The following is a 21,689-nucleotide window of genomic DNA, read 5'->3' on the forward strand; positions in this document are numbered from 1 at the left end:
CCGGCCCGACCCGCTCGCGGCCCATTTCAGCGTACGGTCCGACGCTGCTCAGGACCGTTCCCGCGCACCGTCGGCTCTCCCGCGCACGTTCGTACTTGCGCGGCAGCGCCGTAGGTGCGCGGGAACGGGGTGGAGTCTGTCGTGCATGCGCGGGAGCGCCGTGGGTGCGCGGGAACACTCAGCGGCGGCGCAGGCCGATGATCAGGATCGCGCCGACCACGAGATGCATGGAGACCAACGCAGTCGCGGTCGAGATGCTGATCGCCGCCGTGATCGGGGAGTACAGCGACAGCGCCAAGATCACCAGGGCGACGATCCGCCAGATCGTGGTCGCTCGGGCCGGTGTGAGTCGTTCCAAGATCGCCAGCAAGGCCCAGGCGGCCAAGCCCGACAGGATCGGTGCCGCGGCGACCAGCAGCGGCATCACCTCGGTCGGGCCGAAGCCCTGATCGACCATCAGCGTCAACCCGATGATCTTGGTGCAGATCACCCAGTCCAGCAGGGCGGCGATCAACGCGACCGCGATGGTCCCGGCCCGGAGCAGTCGACGCCGAGCGGCGCCGGCTGTATTGCCTTGTGCTGTTGTGACTTCTGGTGCTGTGTCTTCTCGCGCTGCGGTGCGCTGAGTCATGATCAACTACCTCTCGTTGTCCGTACGATGATCATGGCCATCGGCCGAAGGCGCCGGAACTGCACCTGTCAGGGCCTGTTCGGGACATGTGTCACGGTGCGCTACTCCTGAGCTCGTTGTCCGCGCAGCATCTGATGGCCCGTCCCGCGGTTCCTGTTGCCGCCGGACTTCGGTGGAATGGTGGCGGCTCCGGGAACGTCCTGTGGCCCATGGACATTGCAGTGATCGGCACCGGCAAGATCGGCAGTGCACTCGGTGAGGCGTGGTCCCGCGCGGGGCATCAGGTCAGCTACGGGAGCCGGGATCCGGGCACGACTCGGCAGCCGGGAGTCGACAGTATCGCCGTCGTGCTGCCCGCGGCCGAGGTCGTCATACTTGCTCAACCCGGCAGCGCCGTTGCCGACTTCGTCGCCCAGCATCGGAAGGCGCTCAAGGACAAGATCGTCATCGACGCCGCGAACCGCTCCGGGGAGCGACCGTTGCACAGCCGAGCCGCCTTCGCCGACATCGAGGGCGTCCGCTACGTGCGCGCCTTCAACACCCTTTTGGTACGGAACTTCACCGAACCGCTGCCGGATTCTGACCTCTTCTTCGCCGCCGACGTCTCGGCACGGCCGATCGCCGAGCAGTTGATCAGCGAGGTCGGGCTGCGTCCGCCGTATGTCGGCGGTCCGGATGCGGCCGACGCAGTGGACGGGTTGTTGATCTTGTCCGCAGCGCTGTTCGAGCAGCGTGACGGCGATGCGTACTTCGCCTATCGCCTGATCGAACCGGCATCGGTCGCTGTGGGCAATCAGAGCCCCTGGGGTTGTGTCCCAGCCGAACCCCATCCCGTACGTTTTCCAACCAGTGTGGGGAATCGTCGACCGCTCCCGCTCGAACTGCGTTCGTTTTCCAACCAGAGTGGAGAAACGGGCACCTGGGGCACCCGGCCGGGACACCCAGTGCGCGGGAGCCTGGCCCGGCCCCGGCCCGGTCCCGCCACCCGGACAGCGGTCAGCGGGGGGAGCGGGCGAGCAGGTCGGCCAGGCTGATCGCGGTGCGGTCGCTGAGCTCGGCCAGCTGGGTCCGGCAGGAGAAACCGTCGGCAAGCACAATCGCATCCCTGCTCGCTGCCCGGACGGCAGGCAGCAGATCGTGTTCGGCCACCTTGAGGCTGACCTCGTAATGTCCTTGCTCCATGCCGAAGTTGCCGGCCAGACCACAGCAGCCGGCGACCGTGGTGATCTTGGCGCCGGTCCGCTTCAGCAGGGCGGCGTCGGTCTGCCAGCCGATCACCGAGGTGTGGTGACAGTGCGGCTGCACGACCAGCTCGACGCCGGACAGTTCCGGCGGCTGCCAACCGTCGGTGGAGGTCAGCAGCTCTGCCAGCGTGCTGATCTTGTTCGCCACCGTGGCCACCCGTGGATCGTCCAGCAGCTCCGGTGCGTCGCTGCGCCAGACCGCGAGGCAGGACGGCTCCAGCCCGACGATCGGGATCCCTGCTTTGGCGTACGGGGTGAGCACGTCCAACGCCCGCTCCAGCTGCCGTCGGGCACCGTCCAGCTGGCCGGTGGTGATCCAGGTCAGGCCACAACAGGCGTCGCGGGGTAACAAGTACGGCGTGTAGCCGGCGCGATCCAGCACGGCGATCGCCGAGGCGATCGGGCCGCCGGCGAACTGGGACGAGAGCGAATCGGTCCAGATGATCACCGGGCCATGATCAACTCGGTCTGACGGCCGGCCACGACGCTGCTCCGCCCGGGCAAGCAGGGAGGCCGGACCGTCGGCGATCGCTGCTCTGGAACGGATCTGCGGCAACTGCGTCTCGAACGTCGGCAGACCGCGACGCGGATCGATGCCCGCGGCGCGCTTCAGCAGTCGGCCGATCAGCGGCAGCCGCAGGGACAGGTTGGCGAGCTGTGCCACGACCGGTACCCGGGTGATCATCCGCCCCCAGCGCGGCAACCAACCCAGGGCGTAGTGCGATCGTGGCCGCAGCTTGCCGGCGTAGCTGCGGTCGAGCACCTCCGCCTTGTAGGCAGCCATGTCGATACCGGTCGGGCAATCCCGCCGGCATCCCTTGCAGGACAGGCAAAGATCCAGCGCCTCATGCACCTCTGGCGCGTCCCAGCCGCCGCTGATCAGCCGCCCGTTGATCATCTCCTCCAGCACCCGCGCCCGGCCACGCGTGGAGTCCTTCTCGTTGCCAGTGGCCTGGAACGACGGGCACATCACCCCGGCCGCGGAGTTGGCCACTCCGGCCGGAACGCTCGCCACACACTTGCCGACGCCGGTGCACCGGTGCACCTCGCTGGTGAAGTGCGGCTCGAGCAGGGCCATCGGCCGGGTCCGGACCTCGGGGATCCGCAGATTCTCCTGCAGGGGCTGGGGATCGACCAGGACACCAGGATTGAGCAGGTTGCGGGGGTCGAAGATCTGTTTCACCGCGCCGAACAGCTCCAGCGCCCGCGGCGAGTACATCTTCGGCAGCAGTGCCGACCGATGCCGACCGTCGCCGTGCTCGCCGGACATCGAACCGCCGTAACTGGCCACCAGCTCCGCGGCGTCGGTGACGAACGACTCGTAGGCTGCCGATCCGCCGTCCTCCCACAGCGGGAAGTCGATCCGGATGTGCACGCAGCCGTCGCCGAAGTGTCCGTACGGCAGGCCCGCCACCCCGTACGAGCTCATCAGCTCCTCGAACCGGCGCAGGTAGGAGCCGAGATGCTCCGGTGGCACCGCGGTGTCCTCCCAACCCGCGTGCGCCGGCCGGGACAGGCTGACCGACGCCAGTCCGGCACCGTCCTCGCGGATCTTCCACAATCGGGCCGCCTGCGCGGGATCGGTGACCACAAAGCCGTCCAGGCAACCGGAGTCGGCCAGCAGCCGGTCCGCCCGGGAGCGTACGTCATGATCATCTTCGCCGGTCAGTTCGACCAGCAGCCAACCCTCGCCTCGCGGAAGTTCCGGCACCGATCCCTCGCCCTGCCGGTTGCGGACCACGTCGACGATCCGCGAGTCCAGCCCTTCGGCCGCCGTTGGGCCGTAGGGCAGGATCGCAGTCACCGCATCCGCAGCCTCGGCCATGTCGGGATAACCCAGCGCGATCATGATCTTGAACGGCGCGTCGGCGACCAGCCGTACGGTGGCCTGGGTGATCATCGCCAGCGTGCCTTCGGTGCCGGCGAGGAACTTCAACGCGTCGAATCCCTGCTCAGGCAGAAGATGCTCCATTGCGTAGCCGGACACCTGACGGCCGAATCGGCCGAACTCGGTCCGAATGGTCGCCAGATGATCATGAACGAGCTCATCCAGCCGACCGAACAACGGCGAGACGCTCGGACGACTGTCCGAGGTCAGGGTCAGTCGATTCCCATCCAGAGTGGCGATATCCAGGTCGACCAGATTGTCCGACGTCTTGCCGTAGCCGAGCGCCCGGGAGCCGCACGCATTGTTGCCGATCATGCCGCCGATGGTGCAGCGGCTGTGCGACGACGGATCCGGGCCGAACCGCAAACCGATCTGGGTCACTGCGCGCTGCAGTGCCGCATGGACGATCCCCGGCTGCACGGTCGCGGTCCGAGCCTCGCGGTCCACCGAGATGATCTTGTTCAGATGTTTGGAGGTGTTCAAGATCAAACCGGTGCCGACGGCGTTGCCGGCGATCGAGGTGCCGGCACCTCGGCTGGTGATCGGTACGCCGTACTCGGCAGCCAGCCAGCCGATCTCGGTCAGTTCGTCGGTCGATCGCGGCCAGGCCACCAGCTGCGGCACGACACGGTAGAGGGACGCGTCGGAGGAGTACAGAGCCCGGGTCAGATCAGAACTGTCGACCACGTCACCGAGGCCGCGCCGTCGCAGTGCTGCCAGCAAATCCTGCGCGGCCGGCTCTACTCCGGAGGTCTCCGGCGCTTCGATCCGCGGGCGTTCGGTACGCAGCTCAGGCACGCCCCAACCCTAGAGCGAGCGGGCTGCAGGCTCAGCTGGTGGTGGCGGCGCTGAGACGTCGCGCCGCGTCCGCGGCTTGGTGCGCCGCGTCCGCGGCTTGGCGCGCCGCGTCCGCGGCTCGGTCGGTGCCGGCGACGGTGCCGCCGGTCTCGCCGGAATCATCGGGCTCGAGAGCGTTGTCGGTGTCGTCGGTGTCGTCGGTGTCGTCGGTGTCGTCGGTGTCGTCGGTGTCATCGGCGTCGGCGGTCGGCGACGGCGCCACCCGGAGCAGTTGCCGCGGCGCCATCGTGCCGTCGTCCCGGGGGACATCAAGCACCGCGTCGAAGACCCGGCCCAGCGCAGCGAAGTCCTCGGCTGCACCGGCGTCGACGAAGTGCCGCCGTACCGAGGCGACATGGGCCGGCGCGGCCCGATCCAGCAGTGCGGCGCCGTCCTCGGTCAGCTCGGCCCAGACACCGCGCCGATCCGCGCCGCAGGTGGTCCTCCGGACCCGGCCGGCCAGCTCCATCCGGGTGATGGTGTGCGTCAGCCGTGACCGCGACTGGTGCACCGCGTCGGCCAGCTCGGACATCCGCAGTCGGCGTCCGGGACTCTCCAGCAGGCAGACCAGGATGCTGTACTCGTTCAGGGTCAGGCCGTACGGACGCAGCCCGGTGTCCAGACGCTCCAGCAACTCGGCGGCACCGAGCAGGTAGGTGCGCCAGATGCGCTGTTCGGACTCGGTCAGCCAGCGGGTCTCCCTCATGCGGTCAAATCTATGCGTTCGCCGGGGTCAGCGATCGCGGCCCGATCGATCGTGCGCGGCCCCTGCGGCCGACCGGATACGCGACCTGACGATCCGGTTCGAGATCGATCGCGGCAAGTACGTGCTGGCGTCGCCACAACCTCGTGCACGAGGACATGGGCATGATGGCTGCCTTCGAGGTGACCTGACCCGTCGATCCGAGCCGGCGATTATGGTTAAGGCTTACATCGCAGCTACGGTGCCTGCCGGCACGCGGTGAGTCGTCAGACACGGGAGCGTCAATGTCGTCCAGCAATCAGTCCAGCCCGTATCGGCCGGGCAGCCTCGAGCGCGTGAACGATCGGCCGGGCACGGTTGGGGAGATGTTCCTGGCCCAGGTCGCGCTGTCCGGTCCGCGCGAGGCCTACCGCTACCCGGACGGCGACCGCTGGCTGTCGATGACCTGGGACCAGACCAAGGCGTACGCGTTCAAGCTCGCGGCCGGCCTGATCTCGTACGGACTGGAGCCGGAGGATCGGGTCGCGATCGCCTGCGGCACTCGGATCGAGTGGGTGCTGGCTGATCTCGGGGTGGTCTGTGCCGGCGGCGCGACGACGACGGTCTATCCGAACACACAGGCCGCCGAGGTCGGCTTCATCCTCGCCGATTCCGGCTCGCGGATGATCTTCACCGAGAACGACGAACAGACCGACAAGGTGCTGGGGCAGCTTGATCAACTGAGCGACGTGGTCAAGATCATCCAGATCGACGCCCGCACCGAGAATCAGCCCCGAGTTGATCATGATCTGGTGATCGGCTGGCAGCAGCTGCTGCGGGCCGGTGAGTCCTACCTGGAAGGGCATCCGGACGCGGTCGAGACCGCGATGTCGAAGGTCGGCCCGGACAGCCTGGCCACTTTGATCTACACCTCCGGCACCACCGGTACGCCGAAGGGCGTCCGACTGGTGCACGACAGCTGGACCTACGAGGGTGTGGCGCTGGACGAGCTCGGCCTGGCCGGCCCGGAGGATCTGCAATACCTGTGGCTGCCGTTGGCGCATTCGTTCGGCAAGCTGCTCAGCGTGGTGCAGTTCCGGATCGGCTTCGTCACCGCGGTGGACGGCCGGATCGACAAGATCGTCGACGGCCTCGGCCAGGTGCGGCCGACCTTCATGGCCGGTGCGCCGCGGATCTTCGAGAAGGTCCGCGCGACCGTGATGCTGCAGGCCAGTTCGGGGATCAAGGCGAAGATCTTCGACTGGGCGTTCAAGATCGGCCGCAAGACCAAGCCGTACCGACTCGCCGGCCAGCAGCCGACCGGGTTGTTGCGGATCCAGGCCGCGATCGCCGAGAGGCTGGTCTTCTCCAAGATCAAACAGCGGATGGGCGGCCGGATCCGCTTCTTCGTCTCGGGCTCGGCCGGTTTGAACGACGAGGTGCAGGAGTGGTTCTACGACGCCGGGCTGCTGGTGGTCGAGGGCTACGGGATGACTGAGTCGAGTGCGGCCACCTTCGTCGATGATCCGCGTAACCCGCATTTCGGCACGGTCGGTCCGGTGGCGGTCGGCACCGAGGTGAAGATCGCCGAGGACGGCGAGATCATGATCAAGGGGCCCGGCGTGATGCGCGGCTATCACAATCTGCCCGACTCGACCGCGGAGACGCTGGTGGACGGTTGGTTGCTGACCGGCGACATCGGCCATCTGGACGATGCAGGTTGCCTGGTGATCACCGACCGCAAGAAGGATTTGATCAAGACCTCCGGCGGCAAGTTCGTCGCCCCGCAGAAGGTCGAGGGGGCGGTGAAGGCGGTCTGCCCGTACGTCAGTCAGGTGCTCGTGCACGGCGAACATCGCAAGTACATCAGCGCCCTGATCGCGCTCGACCCGGACGCACTTGCCGGCTGGGCCCGCGAACATGATCTTGGTTCGCAGTCGTCCGAGGAACTGATCGAGCTGCCCGAGCTGCAGTCCATGATCGACGGCTATGTCCAGCAGGCGAACGCCGGGCTGGAACGGTGGGAGACGATCAAGAGGTTCAAGCTCCTGCCGCAGGAGCTGACCGTCGAGGGGGGCGACGTGACGCCCAGCCTCAAGATCAAACGGCGGCTGGTGGAGACCAAGTACGCCGAGTTGCTCGATTCGCTGTACGAGTGAGGCGGGCTGGCTCAGTCGAGGCCGACCCGCTCGGTCGGCGGTTTGATGTCGGGCAGACGCATCATTCGGAACGAGTTCACCAGTCCGATGCCACCGGCGATCAACGGCACCAGCAAGGCGAATTGCAGCGACCGACTCCGCGCCTCGGCGTTGATGGCGAGCACCTCGGCTTCGACCTCGGGCGGCTGACCGGTGATCTGCGCCGCCAGTCGGCTGTTGCTCATCACCTCCGCGTCGTGTTCCAGGGTTGCCGTGATCTGCTGTTTCTCGGCCGGCGGGATGACGGTGCTGTCCTGGGTGAGGTTGGTGAAGCTGATCGAGAGGGTGGCGAGCAGCACGCCGCCGGCCATGGCCAGACCGAACGACAGCCCGAACGACCCCGCGGCGGAATTCACGCCGGCCGCCTCGCTGATCCGCTCGTCCGGCACCGGCGCGAGGGTGTAGTTGTTCAGCTGGGAAACCAGGAGTCCCAGGCCACAGCCGGCAACGGCCAGCGGCAGCACCAGCCACCAGCCGCTGTCGACCCGGGGTACCAGCGGGATGATGCCGGCGAATCCGATGCTGGCCAGCAGAAAGCCGATCCGGATCACCGCCGCCGGCCGCCGCTTCCCGGCCCGTCGACCGGCCAGCATGGCTGCGCCGAACATGCTCAGCGACAACGGTGCCAGCGACAACCCGGCCTTCATCGCGTCGTACTCCAAGGTCATCTGCAGGAACAGCGGCAGGGCGATCATCGCGCCGCCGAGGGTGGTCTGCTGAAGCAGTTGCCCGGAGATGCCGGCGGTGAAATTCGGATGGCGGAACAAGTCCGGGTCCAGCAAGCTCACCCGGCCGGACCGCTTCTGCCGGATCAACCACCAGGCCAGAGCTACCAGGGCCGCTGCTCCCACGACCAGCAGCAGCACGACGTACTCTCCGCCCTCTTGCCAGACCAGGATGCCGAGAACCACTCCACCCATCCCGATGACCGACAGCACCGCGCCCACCAGATCGATCTTTCGTGAGCCGGTGTACGGCACGTCCCGGATCAGCCTCACCTGGGCGAGCACGGCCAAGATGATCACCACCTCCAAGCCGAAGCCGACCCGCCAGGACAGATAGGTGGTGAGGAATCCGCCGAGCAGCGGACCGACCGCCGCGGCGATCGCGGCGGACGCACCGACCAGTGCGTACGCCTGTTTCTGGGCCGGACCGGCGAAGTTGCCGTGGATCAGTGCCTGCATGGCCGGCAGCAACAGCGAGGCACCCAGCCCGCCGACGATCGCCCAGAAGATCACGATCGCGGTCAGACCTTGAGCCAGCGTCATGGCCAGCGCGCCGATGGCGTACGCGACAAGGCCGATCACGTAGGCCCGCTTGCGGCCGATCAGGTCACCGATCTTGCTGTTGATCAAGATGAACGCGGCCGAGACCAGGGCCTCCAACGCGATCGCCGATTGCACCCCGCTCGCGGTGACCTGCAAGTCGTTGACCACCGCCGAGATCGAGACGTTCATCAGCGACGTGTCCACCACCAGGACGAACATCGCCATCGCGATCAAGATCATCAGGCGCTTGCTCGCGGCCGGTGCTGCGGTCGGTGATCGGGCAGTCATCGCACACCCCGGATCTCACTCAGATGTGAACCGGCGCGCAGACCCGTCGGTCTCTGTCGGCAGAGCTGTATCCGTCCAGCTCTACGTGACTAGCTCAGCACAGAGTTGGCCGCGGTACAGCCGTTTGGAGATCACGGGACTTTGGACCCGGCAGCCGTTGATCGTCGGCGCGGGCGCAGTGCTCGGCGCGGATCTTGTCCGATCACAACCAGTGCGTATCGGTGCGATCCTTGTCGTGTACGGGGTCGGGCCGGCGGAATTCTGCCCGCCACCGGATCCGGCTGTCACCGGGAGGACCGGCTTCCTTGACCGGGATCGTCTCCACCACGGCTCGCTCGACTCCGTCGACGGCGAAGTAGCCGAGCTCGTCGCCGGTCAGCGGCCACGGCGGCCCGTCGGGGACCTGGTCGCCGACCCGGGCGCCGGAGATCACCACGATCAACCCGCCGACACCACACAACGACGCCACCGCGGCGGCCGCGGTCTCATGCAAGTCGGGCGGCAGCGCCTGCACCGTGATGCACTCGATCACAAGATCGAATTGTTGCCGCCACTCCTCGGGTAGGGACAGCAGATCGGCCTGCCGATAGTCGACCTCGGAATCGGGGTAACGCTGCCGGGCCAGCTCGACCGCGGTGGCGGAGACGTCGAACGCGGTGGTCTCGAATCCCCGCGCGGCGATCAACTCGGCGTCGTTGCCGTAGCCGCAACCGATGACGATCGCGCGTTGGCCGGCCGCCTCCAGCGGATGATTGGCCAGCCACTCGACCAGCAGCGGGTTGGGGACCTCGCGATCCCACGGCACCACGGCGTCACCACGCCGGGCGGCGGCATACAGCGGCTCGAACCAGCCGGTGGGCTCGCCCCGCTGCACGGCTTCGGCCCAGTTCCGTCGGGCGTCGCGATCTCGGTCGGGCACGTTCTCGGGCATGACTGCACGCTACCGTTCGGCTCCATCGGCTGGACCCGTCCGGTGATCAACGATCGACGAATCAGCGAGCGGTATCGGCGCTCTCGGCCGACGCGTCGGTAGAGGCCCGGATCACCAGTTCGGGCTGGAACACCACCTGCTCATGATCGACTTCGACACCGGACTCGATCGCATCCAGTTCCCGCAGCATCAGCTCGACCGCGGTCCGGCCGATCAACTCCGAGGGCTGCCGGATCGACGACAGCGGGATCACCGAGGCCGCCGCGAAGTCGATGTCGTCGTAACCGATCATGGCGATCTCGTCGGGAACCAGCCGATGTTCCAACAGCGCAAGGGATTGCATCAGACCGATGGCAACCATGTCGTTGGCGGCGAAGATCGCGTCCGGCCGGTCCTGCGGCCTGCGGGCGACAAGTTCGTGGCCGATCTTGCGGCCGGTCTCCACGATCAAGCCGTCGGTCTCGATGATCTCCAGAGCGGCACCGCTGCCGCCCACCGCCTGCTCGGCACCGATACGCCGGTCGGCCACCTGCCGGATCGTCGCCGGGCCGCCCACGAAAGCGATCCGCCGCCGCCCGGTCTGCAACAGATGCTCGGTCGCCATCCGGCCGCCTGCCACGTCGTCGACCCAGACCGAGGAGTAGGGGTTGTCGCCGGCCGGCCGATCCACCAGCACGATCGGGGTGCCGCGGCGGCGCAGCCGGCCCAGCCGGGCGGAGACGTCGCCGAGCGGCGAGATCAGCAGGCCGCGTACCCGTTGCTGTTCGAACAGATCCAGATGCGCCGATTCCCGGCTCTCGCTCTCGTCGGAGTTGCCGAGCAGCACCGACAGACCCTCCTCGGCGGCGCGATCCTCGACCCCGCGGGACACGTCGGTGAAGAACGGGTTGGCCACATCCAGCACGATCAGCCCGAGTGTCCGGCTCAACCCGGCGCGCAGTTGGCGAGCCGCGTCGTTGCGGACGAAGCCCAGTTCGTCGATGGCGTCCAGCACCCGCTTGCGGGTCGGTTCGGCGACCTTCTGCGGCCGGTTCAGCACGTTGGAAACGGTGCCCAGCGCGACCCCCGCACGCTCCGCGACATCGCGAATACTGACTGCGGTCGAGCGTTCCACCATGCGCCCATCTTGCCCTACCGGCGGCTCCGGTCGGGGTACGCCCGACGAGGGCCGACGCCGCGGTTGACGGGTCGGCTGGGGCACAGTAAAGTCCGAGCTGATATGAAACGATTCAAGCACGGTTGCCGGACGACGTGAGGCCGTCGGCAACGGGCTGTGCTCGAGGCCGAGAATGGTCCGAGACGGCCATACTCAACGAGGAGATGTGAGGTCATGTCCAGCTTTGACCAGATTGCACCGCAGCTCGAACATCAGGCGATCGAGCTGCCGTCCTGGGCGTTCGGCAACTCCGGCACCCGCTTCCGGGTCTTCCCGCAGGCCGGCGTGCCGCGCAATCCGGAGGAGAAGATCGCCGATGCGGCCAAGGTGAACGAGGTCACCGGGCTGGCGCCGTCGGTCGCATTGCACATCCCGTGGGACAAGGTCGACGACTACGACAAGCTCGGCCGATTCGCGGCTGATCATGGCGTCCGGCTGGGCACGATCAACTCGAACACCTTCCAGGACGACGACTACATGCTGGGCAGCCTGACCCATCATGATCAACGGGTCCGGGACAAGGCCGTCGCACACCTCTACGAGTGCATCGAGATCATGAACACCACCGGCTCCCGGGATCTGAAGATCTGGCTGGCGGACGGCACCAACTACCCGGGCCAGGCCGACATCCGGCAGCGGCAGGAGTGGCTGGCCGAGGGGCTGAAGAAGGCCTACGACAAGCTGGCGCCGCAGCAGCGGTTGATCTTGGAGTACAAGTTCTTCGAGCCGGCGTTCTACCACACCGACGTGCCGGACTGGGGCACCTCGTACGCGCATTGTGCGGCGCTGGGTGATCAGGCCAAGGTCTGCCTGGACACCGGTCACCACGCGCCCGGCACCAACATCGAATTCATCGTCGCGCAGCTGCTGCGGCTCGGGAAGCTCGGCTCGTTCGACTTCAACTCCCGCTTCTACGCCGACGACGACCTGATCGTCGGCGCGGCCGATCCGTTCCAGCTCTTCCGGATCCTGTACGAGGTGATCCGCGGCGGCGGCTACGGTCCGGACTCCGAGGTCGCCTTCATGCTCGATCAGTGCCACAACATCGAGGCCAAGATCCCCGGCCAGATCCGTTCGGTGCTGAACGTCTCCGAGATGACCGCCCGAGCGCTGCTGGTTGATCATGACGCGCTGGCCGCGGCGCAGAACGCCGGTGACGTGCTGGCCGCGAACCAGATCCTGATGGACGCCTTCTACACCGACGTACGCAGTGATCTTGCCGACTGGCGGGTCAGCCGCGGCCTGCCCGCCGACCCGATGGCCGCCTACGCCGAGAGTGGTTACGCCGAGCAGATCGCCGCCGAACGGATCGGCGGCAGCCAGGCCGGCTGGGGCGCCTGAACCAACCCGACTTGTCAGAAGGTAGTTGCGCTATAGCCCAACTACCTTCTGACATCTCCGCAGAAGGATGAACGTGAACGAGACAGTTGAGCAGTTGCTCACCCGGTCCAACCGGCTGGGCGCCAACAAGGAGAACACCAACTACGCCGGCGGCAACACCTCCGCCAAGGGCGCCGACACCGATCCGGTCACTGGTGAGCAGGTCGAATTGCTGTGGGTGAAGGGATCCGGCGGAGACCTTGGCACGCTGAAGGAGTCCGGACTGGCCGTCCTGCGGCTGGATCGGATGCGGGCACTGCCCAATGTCTACCCGGGCATCGACCGGGAAGACGAAATGGTCGCCGCCTTCGACTACTGCCTGCATGGCTTGGGTGGTGCCGCGCCGTCGATCGACACCGCGATGCACGGGCTCGTCGATGCGCCACATGTCGATCACCTGCATCCCGACTCGGGCATCGCCATCGCCACCGCGGCGGACGGTGAGCAGCTGACCGCCGAGATCTTCGGCGACGAGGTGGTCTGGGTGCCGTGGCGGCGGCCGGGATTCCAACTGGGCTTGGACATCGCCAAGATCAAGAGCGAGAACCCGCAGGCCGTCGGCTGCATTCTCGGCGGCCACGGCATCACTGCCTGGGGTGACACCAGCGAGGAGTGCGAGGCCAACTCGCTGAAGATCATCAAGACCGCCAAGGACTACCTGGCCGAGCACGGCAAGGTCGAACCGTTCGGCGCCGAATTGCCCGGCTACGGGGCCCTGCCCCAAGCCGAACGTCGGGCCAAGGCGGCCGCGCTGGCGCCGCACCTGCGCGCGATCGCGTCGGCGGACAAGCCGATGGTCGGTCACTTCACCGACGACGCCGTGGTGCTGGATTTCCTGTCCCACCAGGAACATCCGCGGCTGGCCGAGCTCGGCACCTCCTGCCCTGACCACTTCCTGCGGACCAAGATCAAGCCGCTGGTGCTGGACCTGCCGGCCGACGCTTCGGTCGAGGACAGTGTGGCTCGGCTGAAGGAACTGCACGAGCAGTACCGGGCCGATTACGCCGCCTACTACAACAAGTTCGCTGACGAGAGCACGCCGGCGATGCGCGGCGCCGACCCGGCGATCGTGCTGATTCCCGGTGTCGGGATGTTCTCCTACGGGGCCAACAAGCAGACCGCCCGGGTCGCCGGCGAGTTCTACGTCAACGCGATCAACGTGATGCGCGGCGCCGAGTCGGTGTCCAGCTACGCGCCGATCGATGATCATGAGAAGTTCCGGATCGAGTACTGGGCGCTGGAAGAGGCCAAGCTGCAGCGGATGCCCAAGCCCCGCAGCCATGCCGGCCGGATCGCGCTGGTCACCGGTGCCGCCAGTGGCATCGGCAAGGCGATCGCCACCCGGCTGGCTGCCGAGGGTGCCTGTGTCGTGATCGCCGATCTTGATCAGGGCAAGGCTGCCGAGGCAGCAGCCGAGCTGGGCAACACTGATGTCGCGGTCGGCATCCGGGCCGACGTCACCGATCCCCAGCAGGTCAAGGCCGCCTTCGACGAGGCGGTGCTGGCCTTCGGCGGTGTTGATCTGGTCGTCAACAACGCCGGTCTGTCGATCTCGAAGCCGCTGCTGGAGACCAGCGAGAAGGACTGGGATCTGCAGCACGACGTGATGGCCAAGGGTGCGTTCCTGGTATCCCAGGCCGCGGCCAAGATCATGATCGATCAGAACATCGGCGGCGACATCGTCTACATCTCCAGCAAGAACTCGGTCTTCGCCGGCCCGAACAACATCGCCTACAGCGCGGTCAAGGCCGATCAGGCCCACCAGGTGCGCTTGCTGGCCGCCGAGTTGGGGGAGTACGGCATCCGGGTGAACGGGATCAACCCCGACGGTGTGGTCCGCGGTTCCGGCATCTTCGCCGGCGGCTGGGGCGCGCAGCGGGCCAAGGTGTACGGCGTACCGGAGGAGGATCTGGGCAAGTTCTACGCCCAGCGCACCCTGCTCAAGCGGGAGGTGTTGCCGGAGCACTGCGCCAACGCGGTGGCCGTGATCACCTCCGCCGAACTCGACCACACCACCGGCCTGCACATCCCGGTCGACGCCGGCGTTGCCGCCGCATTCCTGCGGTGATCACCGAGAACTTGCAGGAAGGGCCCTGAGCCTGTCGAAGGGCCGGGAACGTAAGCATCAAAGGGGATAGCAGTGGGTGAGGATTCGGTCCTTCGACGAGCTCAGGACCCTGGTGAAGGGGCTCAGGACCCTGCGGGTCCGGTGTTCGCGGCGGTGGACATCGGTGCCTCCGGCGGGCGGGTGATCGCCGGCTGGCTCGCCGACGGCAAGATCAACACCGAGGTCGTCCACCGATTCGGCAACGGTCCCCAACAGACCGATCGCGGTCTGCGCTGGGACATCCGCGGGCTGTACGACGAGGTGATCGCCGGGCTGCGGCTGCTGGCCGAGCGCTTCCCGGCGGTGGTCAGCATCGGCATCGACACCTGGGCTGTCGACTACGGGCTGCTGGACGCCGACGGCGAGTTGATCGAGGACCCGCACTGCTACCGCGATCCGCGGACCGGCGACGCGGTGCGGTCGGTCCATGATCGAATCGATCCCGCCGAGCTGTACCAGATCACCGGACTGCAGTACCTGAGTTTCAACACCATCTACCAGTTGGTGGCCGAGCAGGACTGTCCGGAATGGAGGCGGGCGGCCAAGATCGTGATGCTGCCCGACCTGCTCGGCTATTGGCTGACCGGCGACCTGGGCACCGACGTGACCAATGCGTCCAGCACGGCCCTGCTGGACGCCAGCACCCGGGACTGGTCACCGCGGCTGCTGCAGTTGATCGGGATCGACGCCGACATGCTGCCGCCGATCCAGCCGGCAGGCACCGTACGCGGCCGGATCAGCCCCGAAGTGATCAAGCAGACCGGGCTGCCGGACGACGTCGTACTGACCTCGATCGGATCCCACGACACCGCCTCGGCGGTGGCAGCGGTCCCGGCCACCGAACCCGGCTTCGCCTACATCTCGTCCGGCACCTGGTCCCTGGTCGGACTGGAAATCGCCGAACCGATCCTGACCGAGGACAGCCGGCGCGCCAACTTCACCAACGAGGGCGGCGTCGACGGCCGGATTCGCTATCTGCGCAACGAAGGCGGGCTCTGGCTGCTGCAGGAGTCGCTGCGGCAGTGGAAGCTCGACGGAGTTGATCATGATCTTGGTCGGCTGCTGGCCGCGGCTGCGGAGTTGCCCGCCGGTGGTCCGACGGTGGACGTCGGTGCGGAGGAATTCATCGCACCGGGTGGGATGCCGGAGCGGATCGCGGCGGCCTGTCGTCGTGACGGTCAGCCGGTGCCGACGACGGCGGCCGAGTTCACCCGCTGTGTCCTGGATTCGCTTGCGCTGGCCTACGGCAGAACGCTGGTCGAGGCTGCATCCCTGTCAGGGCAGGAGATCGAGCGGGTGCACGTGGTCGGCGGCGGCTCCCAGAACGCCCTGCTGTGCCGGCTGACAGCCGAGGCAACCGGCCGCGAGGTGATCGCCGGTCCGGTCGAGGCGACCGCGCTCGGCAACCTGCTGGTGCAGGCCCGCACCCACGGCGCGATCAGCGGAGCGCTGGAGGACCTGCGCGCCCTGGTGGCGGCCTCGAGTGAGCTGACCACGTACTCGCCGCAGCGTCAGGACGCGGACACGCGGTAGCGGACGGCCACCGTCCATGCCGACAGGGCGACGATGGTGGCCGGCCAGAGCACGAGCGCAACGACGAACCAACCCGGCAACGGATGTCCCGGAGCGGCGGAGGCGGAGACCAGAGCCGGTGGCAGGCAACAGAAGAACGCCTGGAACAGGCAGCCCAGCAGGGCGAAGTCGGCCGACAGCATCCTCCGTGCCCGAGGCAGGTTCTTCGGCTCCACCCAGTAGCTCTTGTTCGGGATGTTGATGCCGGTCTGACGGCGGCTCCGCGGGACCAGCACCTGCAGCAGCACGAACACACCGATTGTCACCAGGCATACAGCCCACTCAGTGCCCCGAACACCCGTCTCCAAACCCGCACCGAGCCACCTTAACGGCGCTGCGGTTCGCTTCCTGACATGATCGAGAACATGGTTCAGTCAGTCGATCGCGACGATGCGCAAACCCTGCGGCTGATCTGGCCGCAGTGGCAGGGCGGCGGCAGCTCGAGCGTCCGAGAACTCGCTCCGGAATTTCCGTTCGATATCGCTCGCAGGGGCTATGCAGTGGGGACGGCGGTGCTGCAGGCAGCACTGCACCGCACAACGGCCCGACCGCGACGGTCCCGGTGTCGATGACCGATCCTGGTCTGGTGCTGCGGGACGGTGTGGAGGCCAAGGAGATCGTCGTCGAGCAGTTGGCCGCTGCGGTGAAGATCATCCGGGAACACGGTCCGACCAAGATCATCACGCTGGGCGGCGAATGCTCGGTCAGTGTGGCGCCCTTCACCGCGCTCGCCGGCCGCTACGGAGATGATCTTGCCGTCGTCTGGATCGACTCCCATCCCGATGTCGGGCAAAGCGACTATCCCGGCTACCACGCGATGGCGGTGTCCGCGATCACCGGGCACGGCGACCCGGACGTGCTGGCCCAGCTGCCCGCGACCGTCGCTCCGGACCGCGTTGCGCTCACCGGTCTGCATGCGTGGACCGACGACGACTATCCGCACCTCGCCGAATGGGGACTGGCATCATTGGCTCCCGATCAGCTGCGAGAGACGAGCGAACCGCTGCTGCGCTGGCTTGAGCAGACCGGCTGTTCACGCGTCGCCATCCACTTCGACGTGGACACGATCGACAGCACCGAACAGGTGTATGGGCTCGGCGCCGAGCCCGACGGTCTGACCGATGCCCAGGTCAAGCGGTTGATCGCCGACCTGAATCGTACGGCCGACGTGGTCGGGTTGACGATTGCCGAATTCATCCCCCGACAGGTCATGCACCTGCAGCGACTTGCCGACGGATTTCCCTTGCTGGGTTGAGGATTGGCTGACAGTGGCCGGCTTGCCGGACGTCCGGACACAGTGGCGAAGGAGCACGACATGATCGATCAGCGGGAGCTGGACCGGCTTTGGGATTTTGCCGACCCGATCGCCTCCGAGGCGCGGCTGCGGGAGGCGTCGCTGACCGCGCCGGCAGTCGACCGGGCCGAGTATTCGACTCAGCTCGCCCGAGCGCTCGGACTTCAGGACCGGTTCGACGAGGCCCGGTCGCTGCTGGACGGGATCGACCCGACCTCCTGCACCCCGGCGGCGCTGGTGCGGATCGATCTGGAGCGAGGCCGGGTGGAGAACAGTGCCGGGCGACCGGCCGCCGCCGTGCCGCACTTCCTGCACGTCGCGGAGGCGGGCGCCGCGGACGGGCTGGACTTCCTGCGCATCGATGCACTACACATGCTCGCGATCGCCGATCGTGATCATGCCGTCGACTGGACCCGGCAGGGTGTCGAGGCGGCCGCAGCGAGCAGCGACGACCGGACTCGGCGATGGGCCGTCTCGCTGCACAACAATCTCGGCTGGACCCTGTACGAGGCCGGTGACCTGACCGGCGCGATCGCCGAATTCGAGCAGGCACTGGGCTGGGCGGAACAAGTCGGCACCGAGGATCAGCGGCGCTACGCCCGCGAGGCACTCGACCAGGCTCACTCTCACCTGGACGAATCGCCGTGATCGGCCGTCCTCTACGGTGGTCGGGTGACTGAGGTACGCACGCTGACCGGATGGGCGCGAACCGCGCCGAGCGCCGCCGAAGTGATCCCGGCCGCCGATCTGGCGATCATCCGTACCACGCTGGACCGGGCAAGGACGCAGCGGCGCAGCAACCCTGGCGTTGCGCGCGGCCTGATCGCGCGTGGCCTGGGCCGCAGCTACGGCGACCCGGCGCAGAACGGCGGCGGCACCGTACTGGACATGAGCGCGTACCGGCAGATCCACAGCATCGACGCCGACACCGGGCTGGCGGTGGTGGATGCCGGTGTTTCTCTTGATCAACTTCTCCGCACGGCGGTCCGGTTCGGGCTGTGGCTGCCGGTGATGCCGGGCACCCGACAGGTCACGATCGGGGGCGCGATCGGTTCCGACGTACACGGCAAGAACCACCACACCGCAGGAAGTTTCGGCAATCACGTCCGTTCGGTGGAGGTGCTGACCGCCGACGGCGAGGTCAGGACCTTGACACCGGACGGCGATGATCAAGATCTTTTCTGGGCGACCGTCGGCGGCATGGGCCTGACCGGGATCGTGCTTCGTGCCACCGTGGCGTTGAAGAACGTGCCGACCGCGTACTTCGTGGTGGACAGCGAACGCACCGCCGACCTGGACGAGACGCTGGCGCTCTACAACGACGGCCGAGACGACGACTACGACTACTCGATGGCCTGGTTCGATTCGATGTCGACAGGTCACCGACTCGGCCGGGCCGCCTTCTCCCGCGGTTCGATCGCCGAGGTTGATCAACTTCCGAAGAAGCTGCGCCGGAATCCGTTGAAATTCGACGCACCGCAGTTGATCACGCTGCCGGACCTGTTTCCGAACGGGCTGGCGAACAAGATCACCTTCGGCATGATCAGCAAGGTCTGGTTCTACAAGACCAGGGCGCACGGACGTGCTCAGATCCAGAACCTGACCTCCTTCTACCACCCACTGGACATGATCGGCGAGTGGAATCGCGCCTACGGCAGCAGGGGATTCCTGCAGTATCAGTGTCTGCTCCCGTTCGACCGCGAAGATCAACTTCGTGCCATCGTGCGGCGGATCGCCGAGAGCGGCCAGGTCTCGTTCCTCAACGTGCTGAAGCGGATGGGGCAGGCGAATCGTGCGCCGCTGTCGTTTCCCCGTCCGGGGTGGACGATCACCCTCGACTTCCCGATCGGTGCCGGTCTGGAACGGCTCTGTGATGATCTTGATGCCATGGTCGCCGAAGCCGACGGCCGGCTCTATCTGGCGAAGGATTCCCGGATGACTCCGGAGTCCTTCGCGGCCATGTACCCGCGGCTCGACGAGTGGCGCAAGATCAGAAACGCAGTCGACCCGGACCGGGTCCTCGTCTCCGATCAGGCCCGCCGCCTCGGCCTCTGACCCCGGCCGCCCTGCCGCGGGTCGACGCCCACCACCCAAACTCGCGACAACACGAGTTCGGGTTGCCGGGTCTGTCGTCCGAAGCGCTCGAAGTCGCGACAACGCGAGTTTGGGCGACAAGATCCGGCTGCCGCCCGCCGGAAGTCGTGTTGTCGCGACTTCGGGTCGTTGCCGGGGTCATTGGGGCTGCGGAAGTCGTGACAACACGAGTTGCGAAGATGGGGCCGTGTTCCAGTACCAGGTGCCCAAGCGCTTCACCGATCTCAACGCCGGCGGGCATGTCGATCATGGGGTGTTGATCGACTACCTGCAGGAGGCGCGGACCGAGTTCCTGTTGTCCGCGCCGGGGCCGGTGCCGGCGATGCTGGACAGCGGCGTGCTGGTCACCGGGCACTGGGTCGAATACCTGGCGCCGATCGCCTACCGCACACCGACCGTGGACGCCGAGGTCTGGGTCGACCAGGTCGGCGGCGCCCGGTTCTCGATCAGCTACCGGCTGAGTGACGACGGGGTGCCGGTCGCGCTGGCGCGGACCTTCTGCGTCCCGTACGACCTCGAGGTCGGCGAGCTGCGCCGATTGGCCGCCGACGAGCGCGCCCTGCTGACTCAGGCGGTGGCCGAACCGGTGTCGGTGCAGCCGCTGGGCAAAGTCAAACCGACCGAGTTGGCACAAGCCCGGCCGATGCCGTTGCGAGTCCGGTGGGCCGACCTCGACTCCTATCGGCACGTCAACAACGTCAAGTTCTTCGACTACTTCGGCCAGGCCCGGTTGGAGTTGATCGCCGGCGCGGGCCCGTTGCGGCCGGGTGACCCGTGGGTGGTGGCCCGGCAGGATCTGGACTACCGGCTGCCGATCGACTTCCGCCGCGAGCCCTACCAGGTGCGTACGGGGGTTGCTCGCGTCGGGACCAGTTCGTGTGAGTTCGTCGCCGACATCGTCGACCCGGCCGACAGGCGCTGTTTCGCCACAGCGCGGTCGGTGCTGGTGTCGGTCGACGAGGCCGGCCGACCCGAGCCGATCACCGAACCCGTACGCAAGCTGCTCACCGCCCGACAAGCGTCCGATTAGGCTCGGCCGGACCGCGGTGGAATCAAGGAGGAACCCGATGACCGATCTGCCGACCCAGCAACGTCGCTCGCTGTTGATCAAGCCCGAAGTGGTACGCGTCGAGCCGGCCGACGTGCCCAGCCCGGGGCCGGACCAGGTGCTGGTGGAGGTCTCCGCGGTCGGCATCTGCGGCTCCGACGTGCACTATTACGAGCACGGCCGGATCGCCGACTTCGTGGTCACCGAACCGCTGGTGCTCGGGCACGAGGCATCCGGGGTGATCCGTGCGGTCGGCAGCGCCGTGACCGATCGGACGGTCGGGCAGCGGGTGGCGCTGGAGCCGCAGGAGACCTGCGGACGTTGCCGACAGTGCCAGGCTGGCCGCTACAACCTGTGTCCGCAGGTGCAGTTCTACGCCACCCCGCCGGTGCACGGCGCGTTCGCCGAGTACGTGGTGCTGGAGTCGATCCGAGCCCACCCGATCCCGGACTCGCTGTCCGATGAGGCCGGTGCGTTGATCGAGCCGCTGTCGGTCGGCGTCTGGGCCAATCGCAAGGCAGCGGTCGAACCCGGCGACCGGGTGCTCGTCACCGGCGCCGGCCCGGTCGGCCTGCTCGCCGCCGACGTCGCCCGGGCGCGGGGTGGTTGGGTCGCGGTCAGCGACACGAACGACTACCGGCTGCAGGTCGCCGCCCAGCGCGGCGCGCATGCCACCGTCGACGTCAGCCAGGGATCGCCGCGCGATCAGCAGGGCGAATTCGACGTGATCCTGGAGTGCAGCGGCGCCGCGCCGGCCGTGCAGGGTGCCTTCGAATCGGCCGCACCGGCCGCCCGGGTGGTGCTGATCGGAATGGGCGCCGCGACCATGGAGCTGCCGGTCGGGCTGATCCAGAACCGGGAGCTCTGGGTGACCGGCGTCTTCCGTTACGCCAACTGCTACCCGGCCGCGATCGCGCTCGCCGCCAGCGGCGCTGTTGATCTTGATTCGCTGGTCACCGCGCGGTTCGGGATCGAGGAGGTCGCCGACGCGCTGACCGCGCTGCGCCGGGACCCGCACACCCTGAAGCCGGTGGTCTACCCGCGTCGCTGACACCCGGTCGAAAGATCAGC

General features: G+C 67.4%; 17 protein-coding genes. 10 read left to right on the top strand and 7 right to left on the bottom strand.

All coding sequences use genetic code 11. The features are described 5' to 3' along the window. Nucleotides 1-178: 178 nt before the first annotated feature. Entirely contained in the window at nucleotides 179-631 is a 453-nt protein-coding gene (locus tag FOE78_RS08020; RefSeq protein ID WP_143985818.1) for a DUF6069 family protein, read from the bottom strand. 209 nt (nucleotides 632-840) lie between these two features. Here FOE78_RS08020 and FOE78_RS08025 point away from each other — a divergent pair, with 209 nt between their 5' ends. Beyond that, nucleotides 841-1,665, top strand: coding sequence for an NADPH-dependent F420 reductase (locus FOE78_RS08025; RefSeq protein ID WP_168207422.1), 825 nt, complete (start codon nucleotides 841-843; stop codon nucleotides 1,663-1,665). Here FOE78_RS08025 and FOE78_RS08030 read toward each other — a convergent pair. Together FOE78_RS08030 and FOE78_RS24555 are read right to left on the bottom strand one after the other, a co-directional pair. After that, entirely contained in the window at nucleotides 1,628-4,552 is a 2,925-nt protein-coding gene (locus FOE78_RS08030; RefSeq protein ID WP_407662650.1) for an FAD-binding and (Fe-S)-binding domain-containing protein, read from the bottom strand. The genes FOE78_RS08025 and FOE78_RS08030 overlap by 38 nt on opposite strands. 40 nt (nucleotides 4,553-4,592) lie before the next feature. Beyond that, a complete protein-coding gene (locus FOE78_RS24555) occupies nucleotides 4,593-5,306 on the bottom strand; it encodes a MarR family winged helix-turn-helix transcriptional regulator (RefSeq protein ID WP_143985820.1) in 714 nt (237 codons plus the stop codon). A 332-nt stretch (nucleotides 5,307-5,638) separates the two neighbouring features. Here FOE78_RS24555 and FOE78_RS08040 point away from each other — a divergent pair, with 332 nt between their 5' ends. Then, the gene (locus FOE78_RS08040) at nucleotides 5,639-7,441 is read left to right on the top strand and encodes an AMP-dependent synthetase/ligase (protein WP_323125717.1); all 1,803 of its coding nucleotides are present in this window, start codon (nucleotides 5,639-5,641) and stop codon (nucleotides 7,439-7,441) included. Nucleotides 7,442-7,452: 11 nt separating this feature from the next. Here FOE78_RS08040 and FOE78_RS08045 read toward each other — a convergent pair whose 3' ends face one another. From FOE78_RS08045 to FOE78_RS08055, 3 genes are all read right to left on the bottom strand, one after another. Continuing rightward, complete coding sequence (locus FOE78_RS08045) at nucleotides 7,453-9,036, bottom strand: MFS transporter (RefSeq protein ID WP_210414880.1); 1,584 nt, start codon at nucleotides 9,034-9,036, stop codon at nucleotides 7,453-7,455. Between the two features lie 202 nt (nucleotides 9,037-9,238). Further along, on the bottom strand, nucleotides 9,239-9,967 hold the full coding sequence (locus tag FOE78_RS08050; RefSeq protein ID WP_143985822.1) for a class I SAM-dependent methyltransferase: 729 nt from the start codon (nucleotides 9,965-9,967) through the stop codon (nucleotides 9,239-9,241). A 61-nt stretch (nucleotides 9,968-10,028) separates the two neighbouring features. Next, nucleotides 10,029-11,084 carry a LacI family DNA-binding transcriptional regulator gene (locus FOE78_RS08055; RefSeq protein WP_143985823.1) on the bottom strand — a complete coding sequence of 352 codons (1,056 nt, stop codon included), beginning with the start codon at nucleotides 11,082-11,084 and terminating at the stop codon, nucleotides 10,029-10,031. Nucleotides 11,085-11,297: 213 nt separating this feature from the next. On the opposite strand from FOE78_RS08055, the gene rhaI reads away from it, so the two are divergent. The 3 genes from rhaI (at nucleotide 11,298) to FOE78_RS08070 (ending at nucleotide 16,143) form a co-directional block, all read left to right on the top strand. Further along, nucleotides 11,298-12,464, top strand: a complete 1,167-nt coding sequence (rhaI, locus tag FOE78_RS08060) for an L-rhamnose isomerase (RefSeq protein WP_143985824.1) — start codon at nucleotides 11,298-11,300, stop codon at nucleotides 12,462-12,464. 67 nt (nucleotides 12,465-12,531) lie between these two features. After that, a complete protein-coding gene (locus FOE78_RS08065; protein WP_143985825.1) occupies nucleotides 12,532-14,571 on the top strand; it encodes a bifunctional aldolase/short-chain dehydrogenase in 2,040 nt (679 codons plus the stop codon). A gap of 72 nt (nucleotides 14,572-14,643) precedes the next feature. Continuing rightward, on the top strand, nucleotides 14,644-16,143 hold the full coding sequence (locus FOE78_RS08070; RefSeq protein ID WP_228266102.1) for a rhamnulokinase: 1,500 nt from the start codon (nucleotides 14,644-14,646) through the stop codon (nucleotides 16,141-16,143). On the opposite strand, the gene FOE78_RS08075 is transcribed toward FOE78_RS08070, so the two are convergent. Further along, nucleotides 16,122-16,448: a hypothetical protein gene (locus FOE78_RS08075; protein ID WP_143985826.1), complete on the bottom strand. Its 327-nt coding sequence runs from the start codon at nucleotides 16,446-16,448 to the stop codon at nucleotides 16,122-16,124. The genes FOE78_RS08070 and FOE78_RS08075 overlap by 22 nt on opposite strands. Nucleotides 16,449-16,750: 302 nt before the next feature. Between FOE78_RS08075 and FOE78_RS08080 the strand changes: the two genes are divergently transcribed. From FOE78_RS08080 to FOE78_RS08100, 5 genes are all read left to right on the top strand, one after another. After that, entirely contained in the window at nucleotides 16,751-17,437 is a 687-nt protein-coding gene (locus FOE78_RS08080; protein ID WP_143985827.1) for an arginase family protein, read from the top strand. Between the two features lie 60 nt (nucleotides 17,438-17,497). Then, nucleotides 17,498-18,124, top strand: coding sequence for a hypothetical protein (locus FOE78_RS08085; RefSeq protein WP_143985828.1), 627 nt, complete (start codon nucleotides 17,498-17,500; stop codon nucleotides 18,122-18,124). 24 nt (nucleotides 18,125-18,148) lie between these two features. Continuing rightward, nucleotides 18,149-19,531, top strand: a complete 1,383-nt coding sequence (locus FOE78_RS08090; RefSeq protein WP_143985829.1) for an FAD-binding oxidoreductase — start codon at nucleotides 18,149-18,151, stop codon at nucleotides 19,529-19,531. A gap of 226 nt (nucleotides 19,532-19,757) precedes the next feature. Continuing rightward, nucleotides 19,758-20,600 (top strand): acyl-CoA thioesterase, encoded by an 843-nt coding sequence (locus tag FOE78_RS08095; RefSeq protein WP_143985830.1) that lies wholly within the window; start codon nucleotides 19,758-19,760, stop codon nucleotides 20,598-20,600. A gap of 37 nt (nucleotides 20,601-20,637) precedes the next feature. Further along, nucleotides 20,638-21,669, top strand: a complete 1,032-nt coding sequence (locus FOE78_RS08100) for an NAD(P)-dependent alcohol dehydrogenase (protein ID WP_143985831.1) — start codon at nucleotides 20,638-20,640, stop codon at nucleotides 21,667-21,669. Nucleotides 21,670-21,689 lie beyond the last annotated feature (20 nt).

This window comes from Microlunatus elymi (assembly GCF_007362775.1).
Lineage (GTDB): Bacteria > Actinomycetota > Actinomycetes > Propionibacteriales > Propionibacteriaceae > Microlunatus > Microlunatus elymi.

Excerpts from the sequence above, each read along its gene's own strand:
- FOE78_RS08020 (WP_143985818.1), bottom strand. The coding sequence starts at position 631 with ATGACTCAGCGCACCGCAGCGCGAGAAGACACAGCACCAGAAGTCACA.
- FOE78_RS08025 (WP_168207422.1), top strand. The coding sequence starts at position 841 with ATGGACATTGCAGTGATCGGCACCGGCAAGATCGGCAGTGCACTCGGT.
- FOE78_RS24555 (WP_143985820.1), bottom strand. The coding sequence starts at position 5,306 with ATGAGGGAGACCCGCTGGCTGACCGAGTCCGAACAGCGCATCTGGCGC.
- FOE78_RS08045 (WP_210414880.1), bottom strand. The coding sequence starts at position 9,036 with ATGACTGCCCGATCACCGACCGCAGCACCGGCCGCGAGCAAGCGCCTG.
- FOE78_RS08050 (WP_143985822.1), bottom strand. The coding sequence starts at position 9,967 with ATGCCCGAGAACGTGCCCGACCGAGATCGCGACGCCCGACGGAACTGG.
- FOE78_RS08055 (WP_143985823.1), bottom strand. The coding sequence starts at position 11,084 with ATGGTGGAACGCTCGACCGCAGTCAGTATTCGCGATGTCGCGGAGCGT.
- rhaI (WP_143985824.1), top strand. The coding sequence starts at position 11,298 with ATGTCCAGCTTTGACCAGATTGCACCGCAGCTCGAACATCAGGCGATC.
- FOE78_RS08065 (WP_143985825.1), top strand. The coding sequence starts at position 12,532 with ATGAACGTGAACGAGACAGTTGAGCAGTTGCTCACCCGGTCCAACCGG.
- FOE78_RS08080 (WP_143985827.1), top strand. The coding sequence starts at position 16,751 with ATGACCGATCCTGGTCTGGTGCTGCGGGACGGTGTGGAGGCCAAGGAG.
- FOE78_RS08085 (WP_143985828.1), top strand. The coding sequence starts at position 17,498 with ATGATCGATCAGCGGGAGCTGGACCGGCTTTGGGATTTTGCCGACCCG.
- FOE78_RS08100 (WP_143985831.1), top strand. The coding sequence starts at position 20,638 with ATGACCGATCTGCCGACCCAGCAACGTCGCTCGCTGTTGATCAAGCCC.